Source organism: Bacillus sp. LJBS06 (assembly GCF_016924995.1).
Lineage (GTDB): Bacteria > Bacillota > Bacilli > Bacillales > Bacillaceae > Bacillus > Bacillus stercoris.
On sequence record NZ_CP070483.1, the window covers coordinates 338,024 to 364,933 of the forward strand.

A 26,910-nucleotide genomic window follows, 5' to 3' on the forward strand; every position below is an offset into this window, starting at 1 on the left:
GGAGCGGGCTTTTGTCGTGAACAGGCGCTTTATTTGATGCGGATATGATTCAGCTTAACCCTTAATCTGTCGGTGAACCTTCTGAGACTGCCTCTTGTATCAGGGTCTAATGGAAGACTGGCTCTCGCGGCAATGGTTTCTGCCACATCCTGAATCGACAGGTTGTCTGTTTGAATGCGGCCCTCAAAAATGGGTGATGATAATCCTTCAACGCAGCGGTCGATTTGTTTGGCGGCCCATGAGTTTTTTCCTTCTGCTCTGGTGCGCAGCCGTTTTAACAAGGTTTCCTTTGAAGCCATTAGTGTAAAGTGGTGAACGATCCTGCCTTCATGTCTGAGCCTGTCGATGATCTCATTGAAGTATTCAGGATGCACAATCGTCATAGGCACAATAATGATGCCGCGGTATGTATCTGTCAGAGAAGCTAGCAAACGGTAATTGAACGTCCGCCATAAGGGATAGCTTTGAAAATCGTCCTCTGCAATCTCCTGCGGCACCATGGAGCGCAGCGCAAAGCCCATTTTCTCAGGATCATACACATAAGAGGATTTTAGCCTTCTGTGCAGTTCGAAGGCTGTTTGTGTTTTTCCGGAACCGAATGCCCCGTTTATCCAAATGATCATTGCCATTTCTCCCTTCTTATTTATCATACAAAAAAAGACCCTTCGATCGAAGAATCAGCTGGAAAAACACGGAAGGTTTTAATGCTTTTTTGCGTCGAAGTATTAAAATATCTGCAGAAATGTTGTACAATGAATGTCATTCAGGCAAAAACGTTTGAAACGGAAAAGGACGGGCAAGCCGGCATCTATATAAATATTCGCTAAATAAGCATATAATGAAAATAAAATTTCATTCCTTAGGAGGATTTCGCCGAAGATGAACGCTAAACGAGCCATCCCAGTAAGAGAAAGAAATATCGTCCTGATCGGATTCATGGGTGTTGGAAAAACAACAATCGGCCAATTGGTCGCTAAAAAATTATATAGAGATTTTATCGATATTGACCAAGAGATCGAAAAGGATTTCAACATGTCAATCCCTGAGATGTTTGAGGAAAAGGGGGAAGACTTTTTCCGAAAAACGGAGAAGGAATATATTTTAGACATCTGCCATCATAAACGATTCAAAATCGTATCTCTGGGCGGGGGGGCTTTTAAACAAGAGGAAATCAGAAATTGCTGTCTGGAAAACTGTCTCGTGCTTCATTTGGACCTGTCATGGGAGAACTGGAAGCAGCGCGCGAATTTATTGATTGAAAGCCGCCCGGTGCTGCATAACCGTTCAATGGATGAAATGGAACAGCTGTTTAACGAGAGAAAAGTCATTTATGACAAGCACAATTCAAAAGTGGCAACAGACAACCTTTCCCCGGAAGAGGTTGCCGATTATATTGTAGAGACATTAAAAATTGGCTGGGACCTTTATCAGCCGATGTAAAAAGCCGTGCGCAGCGCACGGCTTTTTTTATCGTTTTATCCCTTGTATCAAAATCGCTTTTAAACAAAAGGAGTCGGGCTGTCCGTTTTGGTTCAATGTAATACAGAATGTGTCTTGTGCTTCGTCTGATGCGTGATTCAAGTGGGTAATGATTTGTTTTTCCCGGTCAGCGGAGGTTCCGCCTCGTTTGATCCAGCTGTCATATTGAATCGGCAAATTCCACTTTTGGATGTCTTGATAGGCCAGTTGGTTGGCGCTGAACATCGCCTGCCATTCTGATAATGAGCTTTCTCGAACATGGGAAGGGTCTCGAAGCCGGTTCAACTGATTGACAAACTCATCAAGAACGGGATCTTCAGGCGCATATTGATCCACTAAAAGAAAACGTCCGTCCTGTTTCAGTACGCGCGCAACCTCGCTGACAGCTTTGCGGACATCTGAAAAATGGTGGGCTGCGTATCGGCAGGTGATGATATCAAATGAATCGTCAGGGAAGGGAAGTGACTCTGCCGTTCCTTGCTGAAAGCGTACGTTTTCAGCTCCTTTTTCTTGCGCGAAGGAGGACGCAACCTCTACCATCTCTTTCGTCGCATCAATACCGATGCACTCCTGCACATAAGGAGAAAATGCCAGCGCCGTATGGCCGGCACCCGCTCCGATATCCAGCAGCCGATGCTCTGCCCGGCATTCCGCCGTTTTGATCATCAGCCCCAAATCTTCCCCCTCGGCAAATACCTTCTCATCCCGATACATCTCGGCATTTGTAGAAAATGGTGTTTCATTTGTCATTTGAACCAGCTCCTTCTTTTGTTTAATGATGATATGGATTATGTTAGCAATTTCTGTTATGATTCGTCCAAGATATAAAAATGATAAAAACGATAGGTTCAACCTATGGAGGCTGAAATGGATATTAGAGTAATGGAATACGCTGCGGAAATCGCCCGGCACCAAAGCTTTACAAAAGCGGCGGAGCATCTTCATATCGCTCAGCCGTCTCTCAGCCAGCAAATCAAAAAGCTTGAGGCAGAGCTGGGGCTTACTCTTTTTCACAGATCCCCCGGCTCTGTTACACTGACACCCCACGGCAGGCGTTTCATTGAAAAAGCCGAGGACATCATTCGTTCCAGAAATGACTTGCTCCGGGAGATGCAGGAGCGCTCGCAAGGACTGGGGCAAAAGCTTTCGATTGGGATTCCTGCTGTAACAGGGAGATATCTCTTTCCGCCGCTGCTGAAGCAGTTTTTGGCGCGCTATCCCCATGTGGAGGTTCAGCTTGTTGAAAAAGATCCGGTTTCATTAGAGGAAATGACGGCAAAGGGAGAGGTTGACCTTTCTGTTTTATCCTTGCCGATCGAAGATGAACGGCTCTCCATTACACCCTTGCTCACGGAACCGATTGTTCTCGCAGTGCCGAAGGAAAAGCAAAGATGGATGCCGCCGGAAATGATCGCGCTGATTGAGAAAGCGCTGGAAGGTAAAGAGGGCCGCCAGCCGTGCGTGCCGCTTGACATGGTCAGGCAGGTGCCATTTATTCTGTTAAAAGAAGGCTTCGGCTTTCGCAGAACAGTTCTCGATCTCTGTGCGGAAAGCGGCTTTAAGCCGAATGCTGCCTTCAAGACGAGCCATATTGAAACGGCCCAATCCCTTGTGGCTAACGGATTAGGCGTGACAATGGCGCCGAATATGGTTAGAAGGGATAAAGATCCGGGTGTGATCTATTTATCGATTCAATCCGCGCCATCACGAACCCTCGTCTTTGTCTTTCTAAAGAACCGCTATGTCAGTCTGACAGCCCGGGCCTTTATGGAACTGAGCCGGGAAGGTCTTAAACAAACGTTTGATGAAAGCTGTCTGGGAAACAAAGATGAAAATATTTAGAAAACACATCCGAAACATGATAGTATAGGAATACAAACTAAATCTTATAAAACAAAGGGGAATAATCGGAAATGCAACTATTCGATCTGCCGCTCGACCAATTGCGAACATATAAGCCTGAAAAAACAGCATCGAAAGATTTTTCTGAGTTTTGGAAATTGTCTTTGGATGAACTTGCAAAAGTCCAAGCAGAACCTGATTTACAGCTGGTTGACTATCCTGCTGACGGAGTAAAAGTGTACCGTCTCACATATAAAAGTTTCGGAAACGCCCGCATTTCTGGATGGTACGCGGTGCCTGACAAGGAAGGCCTGCATCCGGCGATCGTGAAATATCATGGCTACAATGCAAGCTATGACGGTGAAATTCATGAAATGGTAAACTGGGCACTTCATGGCTACGCCGCATTCGGCATGCTTGTCCGCGGCCAGCAGAGCAGTGAGGATACGAGTATTTCTCCGCACGGTCACGCTTTGGGCTGGATGACCAAAGGCATTCTTGATAAAGATACATACTATTACCGCGGTGTTTATTTGGACGCCGTCCGCGCGCTTGAAGTGATCAGCAGCTTTGACGAGGTTGACAAAACAAGGATCGGTGTGACAGGCGGAAGCCAAGGCGGAGGATTAACCATTGCGGCCGCAGCTCTGTCAGACATTCCAAAAGCCGCCGTTGCCGATTATCCTTATTTAAGCAATTTCGAACGGGCCATTGATGTGGCGCTTGAACAGCCGTACCTTGAAATCAATTCCTTCTTTAGAAGAAATGGCAGCCCGGAAACAGAAGTGCAGGCGATGAAGACACTTTCTTATTTCGATATTATGAATCTTGCTGACCGAGTGAAAGTGCCTGTCCTGATGTCGATCGGTCTGATTGACAAGGTTACGCCGCCCTCCACCGTATTTGCCGCCTACAATCATTTGGAAACAGAGAAAGAGCTGAAGGTGTACCGTTACTTCGGACATGAGTATATCCCTGCTTTTCAAACGGAAAAACTCGCTTTCTTTAAGCAGCATCTTAAAGGCTGATAAATGTGAAAAGCCGCCAAATATTTTCCGGCGGTTTTTTTCTGCAAACTGCCGGAATGAGAACAGACTGGAGACGAATAGATATGAAACAAAGAATCATTGATGAATTAAAACGAATCGAGCAGTCATACGGGGTCAAAATCGTGTATGCCGTCGAGTCAGGAAGCCGCGCATGGGGATTCCCGTCGCAGGATAGTGATTACGATGTCCGCTTTATTTATGTGCCGAAAAAGGAGTGGTATTTTTCAATTGAGCAGGAGCGCGATGTCATTGAAGAACCGATTCACGATTTGCTGGATATCAGCGGCTGGGAGCTGAGAAAGACGCTTCGGCTTTTCAAAAAGTCAAACCCTCCGCTCCTCGAATGGCTGTCCTCAGACATTGTGTATTACGAAGCGTTTACGACCGCAGAGCAGTTAAGAAAACTGCGAACGGAGGCATTTAAGCCTGAAGCAAGCGTGTATCACTATATCAATATGGCGAGAAGGAACGTCAAGGATTACCTTCAAGGACAAGAGGTCAAAATCAAAAAGTATTTCTACGTGCTTCGGCCTATCTTGGCCTGCCAATGGATTGAAAAGCACGGAACCATTCCGCCAATGGACTTTACTGTTTTGATGGAGGAACTTGTTGCTGAACCTGAGCTGAAGGCTGAAATGGAGACCTTGCTTGAACGGAAAAAAAGAGGTGAAGAGCTTGACCTCGAAGCAAGAATCGATGTTATTCACCAATTCATTGAAACGGAAATCGAAAGAATCATGGAAGCGGCAAAAGAACTGAAGGCAGAGAAAAAAGATATGACACCTGAATTGAACCGTTTGCTTTTGAATACGGTTGAAGAAGTGTGGAAGGATGGAGGAAGCTGATGTTTTTTGTCGCTTCCTTTTCTCCTTTATTCGACAGAATTCCCCGACTTTCTAACTATCTGATTGTGGAAAAACCACAAAAATAATCAGAATCTTTGTATTTTGAGAATATTGTGAACGTCGGTTTTGTCCATTTACAATAAACTCATACAAATACTTCTTAGATTGCGGGGTGTTGAGGTTGGAAGTGATCACAAGAGATTTTTTCTTATTTTTATCCAAAAGCGGCTTTCTCAATAAAATGGCAAAGAACTGGGGAAGCAGAGTAGCAGCGGGTAAAATTATCGGCGGGAATGACTTTAACAGTTCAATCCCGACCATTCGACAGCTTAACAGCCAAGGTTTGTCAGTTACTGTCGATCATTTAGGAGAGTTTGTGAACAGCGCCGAGGTCGCACGGGAGCGTACGGAAGAGTGCATTCAAACCATTGCGACCATTGCGGATCAGGAGCTGAACTCACACGTTTCTTTAAAAATGACGTCTTTAGGTCTGGATATAGATATGGATCTGGTGTATGAAAATATGACGAAAATCCTTCAGACGGCTGAGAAGCATAAAATCATGGTCACCATCGACATGGAAGATGAAGTCAGATGCCAGAAAACGCTTGATATTTTCAAAGATTTCAGAAGGAAATACGAGTATGTAAGCACAGTGCTGCAAGCCTATCTGTACCGGACGGAAAAAGACATTGACGATTTAAATTCTTTAAACCCGTTCCTTCGCCTTGTAAAAGGAGCTTATAAAGAATCAGAAAAAGTAGCTTACCCGGAGAAAAGCGACGTCGATGAAAATTACAAAAAAATCATCCGAAAGCAGCTCTTAAACGGTCACTATACAGCGATTGCCACACATGACGACAAAATGATCGACTTTACAAAGCAGCTTGCCAAGGAACATGGCATTGCCAATGACAAGTTTGAATTTCAGATGCTGTACGGCATGCGGTCGCAAACCCAGCTCAGCCTCGTAAAAGAAGGTTATAACATGAGAGTCTACCTGCCATACGGCGAGGATTGGTACGGCTACTTTATGAGACGCCTTGCAGAACGTCCGTCAAACATTGCCTTCGCTTTCAAAGGAATGACAAAGAAGTAAAAAAGGAGAGATTATCATGACAACACCTTACAAACACGAGCCATTCACAAATTTCCAAGACCAAAACAACGTGGAAGAGTTTAAAAAAGCGCTTGCGACAGTAAGCGAATATTTAGGAAAAGACTATCCGCTTGTCATTAACGGCGAGAGGGTAGAAACAGAAGCGAAAATCGTTTCAATCAACCCGGCTGATAAAGAAGAAGTCGTCGGCCGAGTGTCAAAAGCTTCTCAAGAGCACGCTGAGCAAGCGATTCAAGCGGCTGCGACAGCATTCGAAGAGTGGAGATACACATCTCCTGAAGAGAGAGCGGCTGTCCTGTTCCGCGCTGCTGCCAAAGTCCGCAGAAGAAAACATGAATTTTCTGCTTTGCTTGTAAAAGAAGCAGGAAAGCCTTGGAACGAGGCGGATGCAGATACGGCTGAAGCGATTGACTTCATGGAGTATTATGCACGCCAAATGATCGAACTGGCAAAAGGCAAACCGGTCAACAGCCGTGAAGGCGAGAAAAACCAATATGTATACACGCCGACTGGAGTGACAGTTGTTATTCCGCCGTGGAACTTCTTGTTTGCGATTATGGCAGGAACAACAGTGGCGCCGATCGTTACTGGAAACACAGTGGTTCTAAAACCTGCGAGTGCTACACCTGTTATTGCAGCAAAATTTGTTGAGGTGCTTGAAGAGTCCGGATTGCCAAATGGCGTAGTCAACTTTGTTCCTGGAAGCGGAGCAGAAGTAGGCGATTATCTTGTTGACCATCCGAAAACAAGCCTTATCACATTTACGGGATCAAGAGAAGTTGGCACGAGAATTTTCGAACGCGCGGCGAAGGTTCAGCCGGGCCAGCAGCATTTAAAACGTGTCATCGCTGAAATGGGCGGTAAAGATACGGTTGTTGTCGACGAGGATGCGGACATTGAATTAGCGGCTCAATCGATCTTCACATCTGCATTCGGCTTTGCCGGACAAAAATGTTCTGCAGGTTCACGTGCAGTTGTCCATGAAAAAGTGTATGATCAAGTATTAGATCGTGTCATTGAAATTACGGAATCAAAAGTAACTGCTAAACCTGACAGTGCAGATGTTTATATGGGACCTGTCATTGACCAAGGTTCTTATGATAAAATTATGAGCTATATTGAGATCGGAAAACAGGAAGGGCGTTTAGTAAGCGGCGGCACTGGTGATGATTCGAAAGGATACTTCATCAAACCGACGATCTTCGCTGACCTTGATCCGAAAGCAAGACTTATGCAGGAAGAAATTTTCGGACCTGTCGTTGCATTTTGTAAAGTGTCAGACTTTGATGAAGCTTTAGAAGTGGCAAACAATACTGAATATGGTTTGACAGGCGCGGTGATTACAAACAACCGCAAGCACATCGAGCGTGCGAAACAGGAATTCCATGTTGGAAACCTATACTTCAACCGCAACTGTACAGGTGCTATCGTCGGCTACCATCCGTTTGGCGGCTTCAAAATGTCCGGAACGGATTCAAAAGCAGGCGGTCCGGATTACTTGGCACTGCATATGCAAGCAAAAACAATCAGTGAAATGTTCTAAAGCGGGACTAAATGGGCATCCTCCCTGCGGGGATGTCCATTTCATCCATATACCATAAAAAAGAGGAGGAAGTGCCATAGAAAACATACAGCTGATTATTTCGATTTGTATTTATATGGCGGGGATGATGCTGATCGGCTACTTTGCTTACAAGCGCACGTCGAATCTGACGGATTACATGCTTGGAGGACGCTCTTTGGGTCCGGCCGTAACCGCTCTCAGTGCCGGTGCTGCCGATATGAGCGGCTGGCTGCTGATGGGTCTCCCGGGCGCCATGTTTTCAACAGGTCTGAGCGGTATTTGGATTGTGTTCGGACTTTGCCTTGGGGCATGGGCGAACTGGCTCTATGTTGCGCCTCGGCTGAGAACCTATACTGAACAAGCGGGGAATTCCATCACAATTCCCGGGTTCCTTGAAAATCGCTTCGGAGACCATTCGAAGCTGCTGAGACTATTTTCAGGGATTGTGATTTTAGTTTTCTTCACATTTTATGTTTCGTCTGGAATGGTATCCGGCGGCGTTTTATTCAACAGTATTTTGGGGATGGATTATCACACCGGCCTGTGGGTTGTGACTGGTGTTGTTGTGGCGTATACCCTGTTTGGCGGCTTTTTGGCAGTCAGCTGGACAGATTTTGTTCAGGGGATCATTATGTTTGCCGCACTCATCCTTGTTCCGATCGTTACGTTTTTCCATACGGGAGGAGCAAGTGAAACAGTTACTGAAATCCGCTCTGTTGATCCAGATATGTTTAATATTTTCAAAGGAACAAGCGTCCTTGGCATTATTTCTTTGTTTGCCTGGGGTTTGGGCTACTTTGGCCAGCCGCATATCATTGTGCGTTTTATGGCGATAACGTCCGTAAAAGAGATCAAAAGAGCGCGCAGAATCGGAATGGGCTGGATGATTTTGTCGGCAGTCGGCGCTGTGCTGACCGGTTTGGGCGGAATCGCTTATTACCATCAGAATGGCATGACACTGAAGGATCCTGAGACGATTTTTATTCAATTAGGGAATATTTTGTTCCATCCGATTATCACAGGTTTTCTGATTTCAGCTATTTTGGCCGCAATTATGAGCACAATTTCTTCCCAGCTGCTTGTGACATCAAGCTCTCTGGTAGAAGATTTGTATAAGTCGATGTTCAGACGCTCAGCTTCTGATAAAGAGCTGGTGTTTTTGGGCCGTATGGCTGTGCTTGTGATTTCTGTCATTGCATTATTCCTGGCTTGGGAGAAAAATAATACAATCCTTGGATTGGTAAGCTATGCGTGGGCGGGCTTCGGTGCATCATTCGGGCCGGTTGTGCTGCTCAGTCTGTTTTGGAAACGAATGACCAAATGGGGGGCACTCGCCGGCATGATTGTGGGAGCAGCAACTGTAATCATTTGGGCGAATGCCGGTCTTTCGGACTTTCTGTATGAAATCATACCTGGTTTTGCTGCGAGTCTATTAACTGTCTTTATCGTCAGTGTATTGACGCAGGCTCCGTCACAAGCTGTCGAAGACCAGTTTAAAGACTACCAAGATACAATGTCACAATAAAGATCGAAAGGAGGAGGAAGGGGCTATCCCTTTTTCCTCTTTTCTCCTTTTAAGCGACCATTTTTTTCTTTTGGAAACAAACGTATTTTTTTCTATACAAAAAGCCCCCGTATGGATATGATTAAAGTAAAAAAAGTATAGGAGAAAAAGGTATGGAAGAGCTTTTAGAGAGAGTTTTTTCATTTTCAGATGTTGATAAGCTGATTGATTTTATCAGTTATGAACTGCAAAAACCAGTCATCCTGGAAAGCGCGGATTTCTTTTTGTTAGCCTATAATTCTTACTATATTAACCATTTTGACTCTGCCAACCAGCAGACTATTTTTTCAAAAAAATGTCCGGTTCAGATTTTTGAGAGGTTTTTGAAGGACGGAATCATTGAAAAACTGAAAACAGAACCTGAGCCTTTTCGCGTCAATAAAATTGAAAGCATTGGGTTAAACCAGAGGGTGGTCGTGAGTGCAAAGCACAAAGGGGAAGTCATGGGCTACATCTGGGTTCAGGAGCTGGACCAAAATCTGACGGAAGAAGAGCTCGACTTTTTGTATGAGACCTCTTTTCATGTCGGGAAAATCATTTATAAAACGAACAAATTGAAACAGGAAAAGGAAGAAAAAGCAGAGGATCTCATCAAACGGGCGATCTATCAGCAATTCACCTCTGAGAAGGACCTCAGACGAGAAGCTGAAAAGATCAACACCGTGCTGCCTTCCATGTTTTCAGTTGTTATCCTGCACGCCGCGAATGGGGATGGGGAAGCGGTTGAGGATTTAAAGGAAAATATCAGGTCGTACCTGAATTTACGGGATAAAGTCAGTCATGTCTTAACGATCGAATCAAATATTGTCATCGTCGTAGCGAGTTTTTCCCAAAAAAGCTCCGTCTCCTCAGCAGCTTCTGAATTTATTAACAAGCTGTTAACACATTTTCACTTTCAAAAAATACCTACCCCTATTTATATCGGTATCGGAAACGAATATAATCACCTTCTCAAGCTTGGCAAGAGCTACACAGAAGCACTCGAAGTCATCAAAGCCGCAGAAATCACCGGCAATCAGGAAAACATTCCATATGAATATGCCAAACTCGGCATTTATCGCTATTTAGAAAGCATTGAACAGAAAAACGAACTTTTAGAATACGAGAATAAGGATTTGGCTTTATTAAAAGCGAAAGACGAAGAAAGCAGCACTGAGCTGCTCAAAACCTTGGAAATCTATCTCCTCAACAACTGCAAAACAAAACCAGCGGCTGAACAGCTGTTCATTCACCAAAATACATTGAATTACCGCATCAAACAGATTACTGAGATGACATCAATCGATTTAAGCGATTTCAGAACGCGATGCCAGCTCTATCTTGATTTGATGCTGATGAAAAAGAAATAAAAAAGAAACCAGTACTTGTACTGGTTTCGTCTTCATTTAAAATCCTCTGTAAACGTACGGATCATCAGGCTTTTTAATGGTGTTCCAGTCGGTTACTTTCACAACAGGGAGAGTTGATTTGAATGGCTGATAATATTCTGAGGCCAGAGTGCCTTTAATCTGAATCCATTCATCATCCTTGATGTTCATGTCCTTCGGAAACTCCACAAGCATCCCGTACACGCCGGAATCAGCGATACAGTGAATGACGCCAAACCTCAACACGAACAGCTGATTTTTGTTAATCGCGTTTCCTTTGTACGCAAATCCATGAAATTCAATCGTCCGTCCGAGAAATTCACCCGGATAGTTATAGATGGTTTCCATTCCTTTTAGGAAATCATCATCGGTCAGAGAAATCTCTTTTTTGCCGGAATACTTATTAAACAGCTGTTTCATCTGTTTGTCATAGCTGTCTTGCGCGTAATAAAGGCTGGCATCAGGCCGCAAATACTGTGTTTGGGAGTAATGATCTCCGCTCTCCATCGCCTTAAACGAGAACCCTTTTGTTTTGACAATCGATGAGTCAAGCGTTGCAATCGGGAAGAAAATGCCTGACACCAAAGGAAAAAGAAAAACAACATAAATCAAATAACGCTGATAAAATGGCTTGTTTTGCTCATGATCATGCTCGTGATCATGGCCGCACCCGCAATCATGGTCATGGTGATGCCCGCCTTTTTCAGGCGACTTGATAAATAGATATGCTTGGACGGCGGTCAGAATGGCCAGCAGGAAGATCGCAATAAAGGAAAGATAGGCATATTTCATATTGATATATTTTGTTAGATTTCCTGAGGCATGCAGATGATAAAAGAAAAACGTAAATCCCATCAGCACCAATAGACGAAACACCCAATCACCCCTTTACCAGTAGTGATCCCGCTAAAACAATCACGACAATGTATGTAATCAGCAGGAAAACAAATCGTTTTTTGAAGGCCGCAAGCATCATCAATAGATTCTTAATATCCACCATTGCCCCAAAGACGAGAAAGGCGATTAACGATCCTAATGAAAATGTGCTGCTGAAGGAAGACGCGATGAATGCATCAACTTCTGAACAAAGCGACAAGACAAATGCCAGACCCATCATCACGAGGGAAGAGGATACATCATTCTGCCCGATCGCAAGCAAAGTGGATGTTTTGACATACGTCTGCATGGCTGCTGCGATAAAGGCGCCGATGATTAAATATTTCCCCACGGAGAAAAATTCATCAATGGCATGACGCAAGGTCCCGCCCAGCTTTTGGAGCAAGGTGCCGTGATGATGATGGTGCCCAGGTTCGTCAGGCTTTAAAAGCTGGTTATCCTTAAATTGATAGGATAAGATGACCCCGATGATCAGCGAAACGGTGAGAGCCAGTCCGCCTCTGTAAAAGACCACGCTCCATCTATTTCCGAACGCAATAAAAGTAGAAAATAAAACGATAGGATTAATGATAGGCGCGGTCAGCATGAAAGCAACGCCCGCATGCAAAGGGACTCCCTTTAATAGAAGCCGCCTCGTAATCGGGATGATGCCGCATTCGCAGGCGGGAAATAAAACGCCGGCCAGCGCACCGAATAAAACGGCGAGAAAACGGTTTTTCGGCATGATTCTTGCAATCATTTCTTCAGAAACAAACATTTGAATGATTCCGGAAAGTATGACGCCAATCAGAATAAACGGAATGGCTTCTATTAAAATGCTGATAAAAATAGAATTCAGCTGAAGAAAAGATGATGGTGCTGTCACAATAAAACCTCCGCTCATGGTAAGCTGCCTCTCTTATGATACCAGAAAAAAAGGCACTGCTTGTTTGACGGAGGAGGGGAAAGGATCGTTTCACTTTGGTGGGGATTCTAAAAAGCCGAGTAGGATACTGTCTGTTTCAGCAGCTTCTTTTCCGAGCCAAATCAGGTGCCCCCATGAGTGAAGCAAACAGAGGGCGGCGTCACGAATGTGCTCTTTTGCATGATGTGCATGTGACAAGTCAACCAATCCATCATAAACACTTTGCATAATCAGCACAGGACATGAGATAGCCTGCAGTTCTTTCGAAGAGACAGCGGTTGTTTGTGACAAGTCAAGAAGAAATCCTTCACCCGAGCGCTGGCGGCTGTTCATTTTTCGAAAAGCTTCTATGTCGCTTTCATCCATCAAGGACTTGATTCGCTGAAACGGAAGCGTGCTGAATTGCGGGCTCATAGCACGAAATATCCAACGTGGAAAGGCGTTATTCAAAGAAGAAATCAGCTTCCATATCCACTTTTCCAGCGGCGGACGGAAGAGGATTCTTCCGACTTTGTATTCCGCGTCTTTGGGGGTAAGCCATTCCTTTGTGACCGCGGATTGCAGGATCAAAGTGTTTACTCTTTCCGGATAATGTGAGGCAAAGTATATGCCGCTCGGCCCTCCTGCTGAGATGGCGATCACATGGACGCGTTCGAGTTGTAAATGATCTAATATATTCACATAAAAACGGCAGGCATCAGCAAGGATTTTTCCAATCTCTTTTGACGTTCGTCCGTAGCCGGGCCTTGAAGGCGTAATGATGGAATACCCCTGCTCAATCAGTGCTGTGTACCCGAATTCCTCGTAACAATTTGAATGGCCGCCATGCATGACAAGGATTGGGGTGCCCTTGCCTGTCACAGAATATTCTAGTGTACGGCCTTCGATAGTGATTGTTTCGACTCGTCTTTTCATTTGTTTCACCCAATTGTTTTTTGCCTATTATAGAGTTTTCAGCAATTGACCACAAGGAGAAGAAATGAATAAACAAAGGCCCTTGAAATATGATATACTTTGTATTGATATTCATTCTCAATTAAAGTTGTTGATATAGATGTGAACGGGAGGCAGGACGGATGGCTGAGAATCAAGAGGTATATGACGTTACGATTATAGGCGGGGGGCCGATTGGGCTGTTTACTGCTTTTTACTGCGGGATGCGGGAGCTGAAAACAAAGGTAATCGAATTTTTGCCGAAGCTCGGAGGGAAAGTGTCTTTATTTTTTCCTGAGAAAGTCATTCGCGATATCGGCGGCATACCGGGGATTGCGGGAAAGCAGCTGATCGAGCAGCTGAAGGAGCAGGCGGCGACGTTTGATCCTGATATCGTGCTGAATCAGCGTGTGACCGGGTTAGAACGTCTGAATGACGGCACGATTGTATTGACAGGTTCTGAAGGGGAAAAGCACTATACAAGAACTGTGATTTTGGCTTGCGGCATGGGCACGCTTGAGGTCAATGAGTTTGACAGCGAGGATGCAACTCGGTACGCGGGCAAAAATCTTCATTATGGAGTGGAGAAGCTTGATGCGTTTAAAGGGAAGCGCGTGGTGATATCAGGCGGCGGAGATACTGCCGTCGATTGGGCCAATGAGCTGGAACCGATTGCGGCGTCTGTGACTGTCGTTCATCGCCGCGAGGCATTCGGAGGAATGGAAAGCAGTGTGACGAAAATGAAGCAATCATCGGTGCGAGTGCTGACGCCTTATCGTCTGGAGCAGCTGAGCGGCAATGAGGAGCGCATCCAAAAAGTGACGATTTGCCATACGGAGTCTGGCCAGAGGGAAGAGATAGAGGTTGATGAACTGATCATTAATCATGGCTTCAAAATTGATCTCGGGCCGATGAAGGAGTGGGGGCTGGAGATTGAAGAAGGCAGGGTGAAAGCTGACAGACATATGCGAACGAATCTTCCGGGCGTGTTTGTGGCGGGCGATGCGGCTTTTTATGAAAGCAAGCTGAGATTAATTGCCGGCGGCTTTACCGAAGGCCCGACAGCAGTCAACAGCGCTAAGGCTTATTTGGACCCTAAGGCTGAGAATATGGCGATGTATTCAACCCATCATAAAAAATTGGTGCATAAATAAAACAGCCCTTGAGGAAAAGGGCTGCTTGCCATCAGCTGTGAAGGAGTTTTTTTTCCGCTTGTTGATTGTGGATGAAAGCAAACAATTCATCCTGTGCTTGGACGGCTGCGAATCCATAAGCGCCGGCAGCCGAGTCATCGCCTATGCAGACGATAGGGGGGCGGCTTGCTGATGGTTCCGGTGAAATGCCAATTTGTTGTCCATTACTGATCAATTGCTGAACGGACAGCTTGTTCGGGCAAATGACCATGTGCAACGGGGATTCACTGATGGTGCGCTGAATCATGTGGGTGAACCGGTCGTCTATGACATTTTCATGAGTGATATAAAACGAACTGGACTCATGCGTCTGGACATTTTCCACTGCAGGGCGGCTCCCGACAACAAGGCGTTTTTCTGAATCAGGCTGAATGGCGGTGACAAGAAAACCCCGTTTTTCAAGCTCCGCCTTTGCTTGCTCAGTTGCTGCACTCAGTCGGGCTGTCAACTGGCGGATGTCGATTTTCTTAGAAGCCAGTGCTTTGAAAAATTCACAAACCGCACGGCGCGATGTGAAAAGTATGTCTTCAAAGCTGCCGATCTTTCGAAGAATGTCTTCATTGACGGGCATATTTTCAGTCCGCCACTTGGGCCATTCGATGATATCGGCGCCGGAATCACGCAGCCTGTCTGCAAGCGGGTCTTCATCCTCGCCATGAGTGACTATCATCATATGCCGGCCGATAAGTGGTTTGCTTTCAAACCAGCTGTGTGTTTGAAAGTTAACGATATCTCCGATGACGATAATCGCAGGGTTTGTTATCTGGTGCTCCTGAACTTTTTGCTGAATGTTCTCAAGCGTTCCTTTCACACTTCGCTGGCGGCCCCACGTTCCCCATTGGATGACAATGACAGGGACAGAAGGCGATTTTCCGTATGAAATGAGCTGCTGGCAAATATAAGACAAGTTCTTGACACCCATGTAAAAAACAAGGGTTTGAACGCTTCGGGCAAGCCCTTCCCAGTCAAGGTTCGGCGTGCCTTTTAATGATTTATCATGCGCTGTAATCATGGCAAAAGACGATGCGAAATCCCGATGCGTGACGGGGATGCCTGCATATAGCGGCGCTGCAATTCCAGAGGTGATTCCAGGCACCATTTCATAGCGAATGCCGTGCTCATGAAGAGCATCCGCTTCCTCGCCGACTCTGCCGAATACGCTCGGATCTCCGCCCTTCAAGCGAACGACGGTTGACCCATTTAATGCTTTTTCAACCAGCAGGGCGTTAATTTCTTTTTGTTTCATAAAATGGCGGTCTGGCAGTTTTCCGCAATAAATAAACTGGCAGTCCGGTGATGCAAATTCGAGCAGCCTCGGGTTGGCGAGCCGGTCATATAAAATCACATCTGCTTCCTCGAGCGCCTGTTTTCCTTTGATGGTGAGCAGCCCTGGGTCACCGGGTCCGGCTCCCACGAAATATACGATTCCGTTCTTCATGATCATGTCATCCTTCCGTCACTGTAAAAAATGAAGGACCACTAGAAAAGTGATCCGGTCTTTTGATCAATATACGAGATAAACATGTTCTCCTTCGATCAGTGTTTCGTATGTTTTGACGCATCCGTGGTCAGGTTCTTGAACGATCCCGTCTTCTAGGGAGATTTTCCAGTCGTGCATCGGGCAAAAAACATATTCGCCGCTGACGATGCCTTCTGCCAGAACGCCGCCCTTATGCGGACAGCGGTTTTCGATGGCGCGGATGCTTCCGTTTGAAAGCTTGAAGACTGCAAGCTCCTTATCTTCAATATACACTGTTTTGCCTAATTGTTCAGGCAATTCTCCAATTTTTCCGATACATACTTTTGTTACGTCTTTGTTTACCATGTCCATTCCTCCTTAATGTTTGTTTTTGTCATTATGATGTGGTGACGACATTTTCAAATAATTCTTTAGAGGTTTGTTTATCCTCTAAAAAGTCTTTCCACGGATCCTTGTGGAAAGAGAGTGTTTCATTCATTCTGTCGTTCAGCTCCTGCCGCTTTTTAGGATCGTTTAACACGGACTGGACATGGGATAAACCGACGCGCTCAAGCCATGCGGATGTACGCTCCAGATAGTTTGCAGTTTCCCGGTAATATTGCAGGTAAGCGCCTGCGTATTCTAACACTTCTTCATTTGTTTTCACCTTCATCAGCAAATCGCCGGCACGCAAATGGGTTCCGCCGTTTCCGCCGACATAAAGCTCCCAGCCTCCGTCGATGCCGACTACGCCAAGGTCCTTAATGCCGGATTCCGCACAGTTTCGCGGGCAGGCAGACACGGCCATTTTGACTTTATGAGGCGTGTTCAGCCCTTCGAATTTTTTCTCAAGTGCAATGCCCAGTGCCATGGAGTCTTGTGTGCCGAAGCGGCAGAATTGCTCGCCTACGCATGTTTTGACTGTCCGAAGTGTCTTTCCGTACGCGTAGCCTGATGGCATATCAAGATCTTCCCATACCTTCGGAAGGTCTTCTTTTTTCACTCCGATAAGATCAATTCGCTGGCCGCCTGTCATTTTCACGAGCGGGATCTCATATTTGTCGACGACATCAGCGATTTTGCGCAAATCTGTAGAGTTGGTCACGCCGCCGTACATCCGAGGAACGACTGAGTATGTTCCGTCTTTTTGAATATTGGCGTGCATTCGTTCATTAACAAAGCGGGATGTCCGTTCATCCTCGTATTTGGTTGGATTGATCATGCCTAAGTAGTAGTTCAGAGCCGGACGGCATTTGGAACAGCCTTCTGGCGTTTTCCAGCCGAGCACATTCATGACTTCTCTTGTATGTGACAGCCCTTTGGCTTTGATTTCTTCTACGACCTCATCTCTCGACAATGTGGTGCAGCTGCAAATGGCTTCTTTTTGCGCTGACGCATCAAAGTCTGATCCGAGCGTATGCTGGAGGATTTCTTCTACGAGCGGCTTACAGCCTCCGCATGAACGGGATGCACCGGTGCATGCTTTGATCTCGTCCGTTGACGAGCAGCCCTTTTCCTGGATGGCTTGAATAATCGCACCTTTTGACACGCCATTGCAGCCGCAGATAATTTCATCGTCGCTCATCGCTGCGGTAATGCTTGTGCCTGCTTCTTGGTCGAGAGGCTGTAAGATTGATATTTTTGAGGTTTCAGAGATATCGGCTTCTTTTTGAATCATAGAAAACAGGCGGTTGCCCTCGCTGCTGTCGCCGAATAAAACAGCACCGACAATTTGGTTGCCTCTCAGGACGATTTTTTTATAGATGCCGTCCTGCTCATCAAAGACTTTAATCGCTTTTTTCTCCTCTGATTCGTTAAAGTCACCGGCAGAGAAGACTTCGACGCCTGATACCTTTAACTGTGTAGAGAGAACAGAACCTTCATACGGTTTTGTGTCGATGCCGCAAATATGCTTCGCCAGCACTTTTGCTTGTTCATAGAGCGGCGCCACAAGCCCGTAGGCGATTCCGCGGTGCTCAGCACATTCGCCAACCGCGTAAATGTGCGGGATTTCCGTCTGCATATAATCGTTGACGATGATACCGCGGTTAACCGGAATGCCGCTCTCGGCGCCGAGCGTTGTATTTGGGCGGATGCCGACAGCCATGACGACCAAATCAGCTTCAATGCTTGTGCCATCCTTGAAGCGGAGGCCTTCGACACGATCGTCACCAACAATTTCTTCGGTTTGCTTTTCAAGTAAAAAGGTCATCCCTTGTTTTTCTAACTCGTTTTGCAGCAGGCGTCCTGCCGTTGCATCAAGCTGGCGCTCCATCAGGAATGGGGCGAGGTGGATGACGGATACTTCCATGCCGAGATTCAGCAGTCCGCGAGCGGCTTCCAAACCAAGAAGTCCTCCGCCGATGACGGCTGCTTTTTTATATTGTTTTGACGCGGCGAGCATTGTGTCTGTATCTTTTATATCCCGGAAAGCTGTGACGCCTTTTTTGTCTGCGCCCGGAATCGGAAGGATAAAAGGGACAGAGCCTGTCGCCAGGATTAATTCGTCGTAAGGCTGGATTCTGTCTGCGTCTGTGATGACTGTTTTGTTTTCCGTATCTACTTTGATGACCGTTTCATTTGTATACAATTGAATGTTGTTTTCTTCGTACCAGTCCCAATCGTTTAACGTAATATCTTTAATATCTGTATCGCCTTGAAGCACTTTTGACAAAAGGATTCGATTATAGTTGGGATGCGGTTCGGCACCAAAAATTGTGATCTGAAACTCGTCTTTAGCAACACTCAGTATCTCTTCAATGGCCCTTACCCCGGCCATTCCATTACCAACAAGAACTAGCTGTTTTTTTTCCATCAGATGATCCGCTCCTTATCAATGTTTTTTCCAGCGTAGCACAGCGAAAAGGAATATTTAAGATACATGTTATAAAATGTAACAAAATATACGAAAAGTTCTAAAAATTTTATGAAAAATTTAAATAGGTCTGATTCGGACGGCGCATACCTTAAAACCGGGCATTTTACAGGCTGGATCTAAGGCCTCCCCGATTAAATCATTCACATTTTGAGCGTCTGCCCAATGAATGGGAACAAAAACGGTATCCTTTCTGATTTGTTCTGATAATTTGCTGCGGACGGTGATGCTTCCCCGCGGAGATTCTATTTTTACCAGTACACGGTCCTCGATATTGTAGGTCGCTGCTGTTTGCGGATGGATTTCCATAAACGATTCAAAATGTCTCGCGGCCAGGGCGGCGCTTTTTCTTGTTTGAACGCCTGTTAAGTAGTGAGACATGACGCGGCCTGTCGTTAAATAAAGCGGATAATCGGCTGTCGGCTTCTCTTTTGGCACAGGCGGTTCATTTGGAATTACACTTAATGCCGCTTTTTGATCCGGATGAGCAAATGATTCTGTAAACAAGCGCCCGGTTCCGGGATGATCAGGTTCCGGACATGGCCAGTGAATGCCGCCTTCACGTCTTAGCCTCTCATATGTGATGCCTGAATAATCGGCGATCCCTCCTCGGCTCGCTTCTCTTAATTCATTAAAAATATCCTCCGCTGACGTGTAAGAAAAGTAGCGGCCTTTGCCGAGAACGGATGCGAGATCACAAATGATCTGCCAATCATGCTTTGCTTCGCCGGGACATGGCCGGCTTGCTTCTCTTAATGTCACGCGTCCTTCTACATTTGTCATGGTGCCCTCATCTTCTAAATAAGAGGAGGCTGGCAAAATCACATCTGCGTATTCCGCAGTCTCTGAAATAAACAAATCGATTGCGACAAAGAATGTTAGTTTTCTTAGGGCTTTTTTCACGAGATTCGCATTTGGGCTGGAGACAGCAGGATTGGAGCACGTGAGGAACAGTCCTTTAATGTCGCCGTCATGGATTTTTTCCATCATTTCATAGGCTGAGACACCTTTTCGCGGCAGATCATCCTGATGAATTCCCCACACTTTCGCAATATGTGCCCGGTGTTGCTCATTTTCGATAGATCGGTAGCCCGGAAGCTGATCGGCTTTCTGGCCATGCTCTCTTGCACCTTGCCCGTTGCCTTGTCCGGTGATCGCTCCGTAACCTGAGTAAGGCTTGCCGATTTTTCCTGTGATCAGCACCATGTTTAAGAAGCCTTTCACAGCCGCTGTTCCATCGGTTTGCTGTTCAATCCCGCGGGCTGTAAACAGCATGCCGGACGTTTCCTTTGCAAACTTTACAGCAGCTTTTCTTATATGCGCCAGCGGGACACTCGTCTGTTCAGCGATGTTATTCAGGTTCAACGAGTCAGTATGCTGCTTCAGCTCCTTGAATCCATTTGTTCGTGATTGAATGAAATCCTCGTTTATGAGCTGCTCGTCAATGATGATTTTGACGAGACCGTTGGCAAGGGCGGCGTCTGTGCCGGGTTTGATTTTCAGATGAAGATCGGCGATTTTTGTTGTAGCTGTTTCACGCGGATCAATGGCAATGATGTAAGCTCCGTTTTCTTTCGCTTTTTCAAAATACGGCATCATTGTAGGCTGGCATTCCGCAATATTGGTGCCGGCCAGAATGATCACACGGGTGTGGGGAATGTCTGATAAGGGATTCGTTAAGCCTCTGTCCGCGCCGAATGTTTGGTTGGCTGCGGTTGCGGCGGCGGACATACAAAGCCGCCCGTTGTAGTCAATGTATTTGGTCTGTAAGCCCACCCGTGCGAATTTCCCCAACAAATACGCCTCTTCATTTGTTATCGAGGCGCTTCCGTATACAGCCATGGCGTCATGGCCGTGTTCTGTTTGGAGCATCGTCACTTGGTCTTTGATGTAATTCAGTGCTTCTTCCCAAGAAACAGGCATAAACTCGCCGTTTTTTTTTAGCAGCGGGTGGGTGATGCGAGAGGAGTTCAACGCATGCTGGTGAGCATTCATGCCCTTCATGCAGAGACGGCCCTTTGTCGTAGGATTGTCAATCCCAATTGCTGTGTACTTTTTCCGTGTGACGATGGTTTGTTCCACGAGCTGCATTTTGCACTGCATGCTGCAAAACGGGCATTGGGTGTCATACGTTTTTTCTGATTGGATGTCTTGCTGTTTATCGCGGAAATAACTTAGCAGTCGTTCGGTCAAAATGCCTCATCCTTTCTTATGTGCGCCAGCCTCTATAGGCGGATTTTGAATCAGTGACAGGTCTGTTTGGAGGTTATCCAGCAGCTGTGTCCTTAGGTCCTCTTCAAAAAGCACTTCTCTGATATGAACGATTCCGAGACGGTCTATCCACTGATGAACAGCTTCTAAGTAATGAGCTGTTTCACGATAATACTGGATCAGCCCTTTGATCATGCCGGCAGTTTTTTCTGCGTTGTCTGTCACGCAAAACAGGGCTCCGGAACGGGCATGAGTTCCGCGGATGCCGCCGATGTATATGTCCCAGCCAGCTTGTGTCCGAACCGCGCCGACATCCTGCAGGGCGGCATCGGTGCAGTCTGTTTCACATGATAAGCTGATAGAAATGGGAGCGGGGAAGGGAAGCGTCTCAAGGTGTCTTTCGATTTGGGCTGCCAGCTGCTGAATCAATCGATTTTGCCCGCATGTACATGCTTTGATGCTTTGCAGCGTGTGCCGGAATTCATTGGTGGAAACGGGCATCTTCAGGTCTTTTTTTATGTTCGGGAGATCCGCAGATTTGATCCCCGAAAGCTTCAGTCTTTGGCTGTGAGTGATGGATACGTCAGGGATGCTGTATGCCTCAATGATGTTGGCGATGTTTCTTAACTGCTCCGCGTTTGTCCGCCCGCCGTACATTTGCGGGATCAGAATGCATGTGTCTTCAGCGGCTGGCTCAGGCTGAACAAACCCTGGGTACAGCATTTCCAGGTAGTATTGAATCGCAGGAACACAAGTACTGCATCCGTTTTTCGTTTTCCACCCAAGCTTGTTCATTGCTTCTGCCGGATCAGTGAATGGCCTGCGTTGAAGCTCAGCGATGATGTCGTCTTCCGTAAAATCGGTGCAGCCGCAAAATGAAGGTGTGCCTGCGGGCTCCGTATAATATTCGCTGCTTGCCATATATCTCAAGAGTTCTTCAACAAGCGGTTTGCACCCTCCGCAGGAGCCTGATGCTTTGGTACAGTGCTTGATTTCCTCAAGAGTTGTTAAGTTTTTCGTGTTCACCGCTCCTTCAATCGCGCCTTTTGTCACTGAGTTGCATTGGCAAATCGTTTCACTGGAAGGCATGGATTCAAATAAAGTGCCGCTTTTCTGCGGTTCGATGATCTGCTTTTTGACAATGGAGATGTCTCGTTGTTTCAGTAAGCTGTCAAGAAGCCGCTGCTTATCACGGGTGTCTCCGAATAAAATAACGCCGGCCAGCTTGTCATCCTCAAAAAGTGCTTTTTTGTAAATGCCAGCTTGTTCGTCGTAAATATTGATGCTCGTCGTGTGTTCATCCTCTTGGATTTTTCCTGCTGACCACACATCAATTCCAGCTATTTTTAATGCCGCAGCTGAGGCTGAGCCTTGATATCCCTCACATGGAACGCCGCAAATATGTTTGGCGAGAACGTTTCCCTGCTCATAAAGCGGTGCCACCAATCCGTACACCGTTCCGTTATGCTCGGCGCATTCGCCAACGGCGTAGACATTCGGTTCGCTTGTCTGCATGCAGTCATTCACGATGATCCCGCGGTTCACTTCGATTCCAGCGGATACAGCCAATTCAATATTCGGTCTAACGCCAGCCGCCATCACAATCAGGTCTGCTTTTAGTGAAGCGCCATCTTTAAAATGGATTCCGTCTGCCCGCGTGGTGCCGGAAATGGAGACGGTGTCTTTCTCCAAAAGAAAGGTTAAGCCTTTTTGTTCCAGCTTCGTTTGCAGCAGCCGCGCTGCCGTTTGATCGAGCTGTTTTTGCATAATGCCGGCGGAGTGGTGAATGACGCTGACATCCATGCCGAGCCGCTGTAAACCGATTGCAGCTTCCAGTCCTAATAAGCCGGCTCCGATCACCGCCGCCTTTTGATAGCGCTCGGCCATTTCCATCAGCGCTTGGCAGTCTTCTATTGTCCGAAATCCATAGACGCCTTCTTTGTCTGCCCCGGGGATAGGGAGAATATAAGGGGAGGAGCCTGTTGCAACAATGAGTTTGTCATACGACAGGATGCGCTTGCGATCCGTGATGATGAGCTGCAGATCTGTATCAATTTGAATAACCGTTTCGCCTGTGTAAAGCGTAATCCCGTGCTTGTCGTACCAAGCCTTGCTGTTCAGTGTAATGTCATCGAGTGACGCTTCACCCTGCAATACAGAGGATAAGAGAATGCGATTGTAGTTGGGATGCGTTTCACTTCCGAAAATGACAATCTCAAACATGTGGCGATTCAGCTTTACTATTTCTTCAATACAGCGAATACCGGCCATGCCGTTTCCTGCTAACACCAACTTTTGTTTCTTCATGTATCAGACCTCCTTTGACGCGGCTCGTAAGTTTTCTCCTATTAAAAATTATGTCACAATGCATTGTTAACGCATTAAACGTGTCACAAAAACTAACACATGTCTTTTCCAGAAAATAATGGCCCTATATCCTTGATTCAGAAAATGTAAAATAATGAGGGTCAAGAAAGGGGAATCTTATGAAGCTGTCGGAACTGAAAACTAGCGGTCATCCACTCACTTTGCTCTGTTCCTTTTTATATTTTGATGTCAGTTTTATGATATGGGTGATGCTTGGGGCGCTGGGTGTTTATATTTCTCAGGATTTTGACCTGTCTCCTTTTGAGAAAGGGCTTGTCGTAGCTGTGCCGATTTTATCTGGATCTGTGTTTCGTATCATTCTGGGTATTTTAACGGACAGAATCGGACCGAAAAAAACGGCAGTGATCGGGATGCTGGTGACAATGATTCCGCTGCTGTGGGGGACATTTGGCGGCCGTTCACTTACTGAGCTGTATGCCATCGGGATTCTGCTTGGCGTAGCTGGGGCAAGCTTTGCCGTTGCGCTGCCAATGGCAAGCCGCTGGTATCCGCCTCATTTGCAGGGGCTTGCGATGGGGATTGCCGGCGCGGGAAACAGCGGCACGTTGTTTGCAACCCTGTTTGGCCCTCGTCTGGCAGAGCAGTTCGGCTGGCACATTGTTATGGGAATTGCGCTTATTCCATTATTGATCGTCTTTATTCTTTTTGTCTCCTTGGCTAAAGATTCTCTTGCACAGCCGGCTCCGCAGCCGCTCAAAAGCTATCTTCATGTGTTCGGGCAAAAGGAAACATGGTTTTTCTGCCTGCTGTATAGCGTCACATTTGGCGGATTTGTCGGGCTCTCAAGCTTTTTATCTATTTTCTTTGTTGATCAATACCAGCTGTCAAAAATTCACGCAGGGGACTTCGTTACATTATGTGTGGCGGCGGGGAGCTTTTTCAGGCCTGTCGGGGGTTTGATTTCGGATCGCGTCGGCGGCACGAAAGTTCTTTCTGTATTGTTTGTCATCGTGGCACTGTGTATGGCCGGAGTCAGCAGCCTGCCGTCCCTCTCAATGGTCATTGTTCTATTGTTTGTCGGAATGATGGGGCTCGGAATGGGCAACGGCGCAGTATTCCAGCTCGTGCCGCAGCGTTTTCGCAAAGAAATTGGCATGGTGACGGGAATCGTCGGTGCGGCCGGAGGTATCGGAGGTTTTTTCCTGCCGAACATCCTAGGATCTCTCAAACAGATGACAGGCACATATGCTATCGGTTTTATCACGTTTTCCTGTATCGCGCTGCTGGCGTTTGCACTCGTGCTTGCCGCAGGCTATTACTGGCGGAAAAGCTGGAGCGCGGAAAGCAGCCCGGCGGATGTGTAGGTTTTTGACGGACACGCGTTTGTGCGTGTCTTTTTTATTTTCTCTTGATTTTCATCAGTGAACCGATCAAAATAAATAGTAATTATTACGATTTGTTAGTGAGAGGAGTTTTCTGAATGAATCAACACATGCCGCTTCCGGGAAAAACGGAGCGTCTTCGATACTTTGGATCGGTCAGTCCGGCCAAGGGTGAGAAACCAGTGGAAAAAGAGAAAATGAAGGACCTGCAAAATATCAGGAAGGATTACTTTTTTGACATTCAGCATGTAGGTGTTGCTGATGTGTCCCATCCAGTCACAATCACTTCTGCAATGACGCCTGCCGAGCAAACAACGGCCGCGAACTTTATTATGACTTGTGATTTGCCGAGAAATCAGAAGGGGATTAACATGAGCCGGTTAACAGAGCTGCTGCAAGTTTATCATCAAAAGGGCTGGATTCTCTCATTTTCCTCCCTTCAGCAATTTACGAAAGAGCTTGCGGAAAACATGGACACATCCTCTGCTTCAGTTGAAGTGAGGTTTCCGTGGTTTTTCGAACGGAAAAGTCCGAAGCTTGAGAAAGCAGGTCTGATGCATGCTGACATACTCATGTCTGTTACGTATCGTGAAGATCAGCCGTTTAAACAGCGTGCCGGCATCTCAGCTAAAGTAACGACTCTGTGCCCTTGTTCCAAGGAAATTAGTGAATACAGTGCCCATAATCAGCGGGGAACGGTCAATATTTGGACTGATATTCACCCGGCTGCATCGCTGCCAAGTGATGTTAAAGCTGATTTGCTTCACGCCGCAGAATCAAATGCCTCTGCGAGACTGCATCCGGTATTGAAGCGCCCTGATGAAAAAGCGGTGACAGAAACGGCCTATGAGAATCCGAGGTTTGTTGAGGATCTCGCCCGGCTGATTGCTGCGGATTTGTTTGAGCTTGAATGGGTGTCAGCCTTTGAGATTGAATGCCGGAATGAAGAATCAATCCATCTCCACGATGCCTATGCGAAGCTGTGTTTTTCAAAGGAAGTGGATAGAATATGAAACTCTCATTATTCATTGTTGCCGTTTTTATGCCAGCATGCCTGCTCCGATCATGCGGAAGAACATGCAAGCGCTGATACAAAGAAAACGGCAGAGCACGTAACGTCCGACCAAAAAACAGCAAAAACAAGCATTGATTGGACAAAACCATCGGGCGGTAAATACCCAGATATCAAGCAGAAACATGTCTGGATTGATGTGGACGTGAAAGAACAGAAGACTTACATCAAAGAAGGAAGTAAAAATTTATATACAATGATGATCTCTTCAGGTCTTGATCAAACAAAAGATGATGCTACGCCAAAGGGCACCTTTCATATAGAGCCTGAACGGGGAGAATGGTTTTTCTCCGAAGGATACCAGGAAGGCGCGGAATATTGGGTATCATGGAAAAGCCATGGAGAATTTCTATTTCATAGTGTGCCAATGACAAAGGATCAAAAAGTCATCAAAGCTGAAGCAGCAAAACTAGGAACGAAAGCATCTCACGGGTGTATCAGGCTGACCATCCCGGATGCGAAATGGATATATGAAAATATCCCTGAACATACAAAAGTGGTGATCAACTGAATTGAAAGCTGTTGACAAAAAGGAAAAAAGACCATACAATTCAAATCGTAACAATTACGTTTTGTGATAAATGGGTTATCATTGGCTGTGCATCCGTGAGAAACAGAAAGACATTGATTAAGGATCTTGCTGTCGGCAAGGGGAAGAGATTTGCGATGGGGAAAAGGATTAAACGCGGTTGGAGCCTTTACTGATTTAGCAATCGGGCGGCAGCAAGAAATGTTTTCGGAGCGCGAAAAGCTGCTTACACCATTGCTTATACGGCGAAGCATAAAATTTAAATCGTAATCGTTCTATTTTAAAGGGAGGATATCA

Annotated in this window: 21 protein-coding genes and 2 pseudogenes; 13 read left to right on the top strand and 10 right to left on the bottom strand. The window is 46.2% G+C overall.

Translation table 11 applies throughout. The features are described from left to right. Positions 1–29 precede the first annotated feature (29 nt). On the bottom strand, positions 30–623 hold the full coding sequence (tmrB, locus tag JQX68_RS01820) for a tunicamycin resistance ATP-binding TmrB (RefSeq protein WP_148343923.1): 594 nt from the start codon (positions 621–623) through the stop codon (positions 30–32). 256 nt (positions 624–879) lie between these two features. Between tmrB and JQX68_RS01825 the strand changes: the two genes are divergently transcribed. After that, positions 880–1,440 carry a shikimate kinase gene (locus JQX68_RS01825; protein ID WP_103031530.1) on the top strand — a complete coding sequence of 187 codons (561 nt, stop codon included), beginning with the start codon at positions 880–882 and terminating at the stop codon, positions 1,438–1,440. A 27-nt stretch (positions 1,441–1,467) separates the two neighbouring features. Here JQX68_RS01825 and JQX68_RS01830 read toward each other — a convergent pair whose 3' ends face one another. Beyond that, positions 1,468–2,229 (bottom strand): class I SAM-dependent methyltransferase, encoded by a 762-nt coding sequence (locus JQX68_RS01830; RefSeq protein ID WP_205440487.1) that lies wholly within the window; start codon positions 2,227–2,229, stop codon positions 1,468–1,470. Positions 2,230–2,346: 117 nt separating this feature from the next. On the opposite strand from JQX68_RS01830, the gene JQX68_RS01835 reads away from it, so the two are divergent. From JQX68_RS01835 to putR, 7 genes are all read left to right on the top strand, one after another. Next, complete coding sequence (locus JQX68_RS01835; RefSeq protein ID WP_205440488.1) at positions 2,347–3,321, top strand: LysR family transcriptional regulator; 975 nt, start codon at positions 2,347–2,349, stop codon at positions 3,319–3,321. Positions 3,322–3,392: 71 nt separating this feature from the next. Then, complete coding sequence (gene cah / locus JQX68_RS01840) at positions 3,393–4,349, top strand: cephalosporin C deacetylase (protein ID WP_147772881.1); 957 nt, start codon at positions 3,393–3,395, stop codon at positions 4,347–4,349. An 83-nt stretch (positions 4,350–4,432) separates the two neighbouring features. Further along, a complete protein-coding gene (locus JQX68_RS01845; RefSeq protein ID WP_040084228.1) occupies positions 4,433–5,215 on the top strand; it encodes a nucleotidyltransferase domain-containing protein in 783 nt (260 codons plus the stop codon). Between the two features lie 187 nt (positions 5,216–5,402). Then, positions 5,403–6,314 carry a proline dehydrogenase PutB gene (putB, locus tag JQX68_RS01850; protein WP_134976107.1) on the top strand — a complete coding sequence of 304 codons (912 nt, stop codon included), beginning with the start codon at positions 5,403–5,405 and terminating at the stop codon, positions 6,312–6,314. A gap of 16 nt (positions 6,315–6,330) precedes the next feature. Continuing rightward, a complete protein-coding gene (gene pruA, locus JQX68_RS01855) occupies positions 6,331–7,878 on the top strand; it encodes an L-glutamate gamma-semialdehyde dehydrogenase (RefSeq protein WP_205440489.1) in 1,548 nt (515 codons plus the stop codon). A 91-nt stretch (positions 7,879–7,969) separates the two neighbouring features. Further along, on the top strand, positions 7,970–9,424 hold the full coding sequence (gene putP / locus JQX68_RS01860) for a sodium/proline symporter PutP (protein WP_071581388.1): 1,455 nt from the start codon (positions 7,970–7,972) through the stop codon (positions 9,422–9,424). Positions 9,425–9,576: 152 nt separating this feature from the next. Further along, complete coding sequence (gene putR / locus JQX68_RS01865) at positions 9,577–10,812, top strand: proline utilization transcriptional regulator PutR (protein ID WP_014662710.1); 1,236 nt, start codon at positions 9,577–9,579, stop codon at positions 10,810–10,812. A gap of 36 nt (positions 10,813–10,848) precedes the next feature. Here the strand turns inward: putR and JQX68_RS01870 are convergent, their stop codons facing one another. The 3 genes from JQX68_RS01870 to JQX68_RS01880 all read right to left on the bottom strand — a co-directional run bounded on the left by JQX68_RS01870 (position 10,849) and on the right by JQX68_RS01880 (position 13,546). Next, on the bottom strand, positions 10,849–11,706 hold the full coding sequence (locus JQX68_RS01870) for a TIGR03943 family putative permease subunit (RefSeq protein ID WP_040084224.1): 858 nt from the start codon (positions 11,704–11,706) through the stop codon (positions 10,849–10,851). A 4-nt stretch (positions 11,707–11,710) separates the two neighbouring features. Then, complete coding sequence (locus JQX68_RS01875; protein WP_081483659.1) at positions 11,711–12,592, bottom strand: permease; 882 nt, start codon at positions 12,590–12,592, stop codon at positions 11,711–11,713. 90 nt (positions 12,593–12,682) lie between these two features. Further along, positions 12,683–13,546 carry an alpha/beta fold hydrolase gene (locus JQX68_RS01880; protein WP_134976081.1) on the bottom strand — a complete coding sequence of 288 codons (864 nt, stop codon included), beginning with the start codon at positions 13,544–13,546 and terminating at the stop codon, positions 12,683–12,685. A 161-nt stretch (positions 13,547–13,707) separates the two neighbouring features. Here JQX68_RS01880 and ffoR point away from each other — a divergent pair, with 161 nt between their 5' ends. Continuing rightward, a complete protein-coding gene (ffoR, locus tag JQX68_RS01885; protein WP_147772882.1) occupies positions 13,708–14,718 on the top strand; it encodes a ferredoxin--NADP(+) reductase in 1,011 nt (336 codons plus the stop codon). Between the two features lie 31 nt (positions 14,719–14,749). Here ffoR and cobA read toward each other — a convergent pair whose 3' ends face one another. From cobA to nirB, 5 genes are all read right to left on the bottom strand, one after another. Continuing rightward, positions 14,750–16,201 (bottom strand): uroporphyrinogen-III C-methyltransferase, encoded by a 1,452-nt coding sequence (gene cobA / locus JQX68_RS01890; protein ID WP_205440490.1) that lies wholly within the window; start codon positions 16,199–16,201, stop codon positions 14,750–14,752. 60 nt (positions 16,202–16,261) lie between these two features. Then, entirely contained in the window at positions 16,262–16,582 is a 321-nt protein-coding gene (gene nirD / locus JQX68_RS01895; protein ID WP_014662717.1) for a nitrite reductase small subunit NirD, read from the bottom strand. A 31-nt stretch (positions 16,583–16,613) separates the two neighbouring features. Next, positions 16,614–19,031, bottom strand: a complete 2,418-nt coding sequence (nasD, locus tag JQX68_RS01900; protein ID WP_147772883.1) for an NADPH-nitrite reductase — start codon at positions 19,029–19,031, stop codon at positions 16,614–16,616. A 120-nt stretch (positions 19,032–19,151) separates the two neighbouring features. Continuing rightward, positions 19,152–21,284 (bottom strand): assimilatory nitrate reductase catalytic subunit NasC, encoded by a 2,133-nt coding sequence (gene nasC / locus JQX68_RS01905; RefSeq protein WP_147772884.1) that lies wholly within the window; start codon positions 21,282–21,284, stop codon positions 19,152–19,154. Between the two features lie 6 nt (positions 21,285–21,290). After that, positions 21,291–23,609, bottom strand: coding sequence for a nitrite reductase large subunit NirB (gene nirB, locus JQX68_RS01910; RefSeq protein ID WP_147772885.1), 2,319 nt, complete (start codon positions 23,607–23,609; stop codon positions 21,291–21,293). Positions 23,610–23,788: 179 nt separating this feature from the next. Here nirB and JQX68_RS01915 point away from each other — a divergent pair, with 179 nt between their 5' ends. The 4 genes and pseudogenes from JQX68_RS01915 (at position 23,789) to JQX68_RS21915 (ending at position 26,883) form a co-directional block, all read left to right on the top strand. Continuing rightward, positions 23,789–24,994: an MFS transporter gene (locus tag JQX68_RS01915; protein ID WP_205440491.1), complete on the top strand. Its 1,206-nt coding sequence runs from the start codon at positions 23,789–23,791 to the stop codon at positions 24,992–24,994. 116 nt (positions 24,995–25,110) lie between these two features. Beyond that, positions 25,111–26,025, top strand: coding sequence for a GTP cyclohydrolase FolE2 (gene folE2 / locus JQX68_RS01920; RefSeq protein ID WP_147772886.1), 915 nt, complete (start codon positions 25,111–25,113; stop codon positions 26,023–26,025). Further along, positions 26,022–26,595: pseudogene (locus JQX68_RS01925) on the top strand (L,D-transpeptidase). Before folE2 ends, JQX68_RS01925 begins: the two are co-directional and overlap by 4 nt. 95 nt (positions 26,596–26,690) lie before the next feature. Then, positions 26,691–26,883 (top strand): annotated as a pseudogene (locus JQX68_RS21915) (hypothetical protein). The last annotated feature ends 27 nt before the right edge of the window (positions 26,884–26,910 follow it).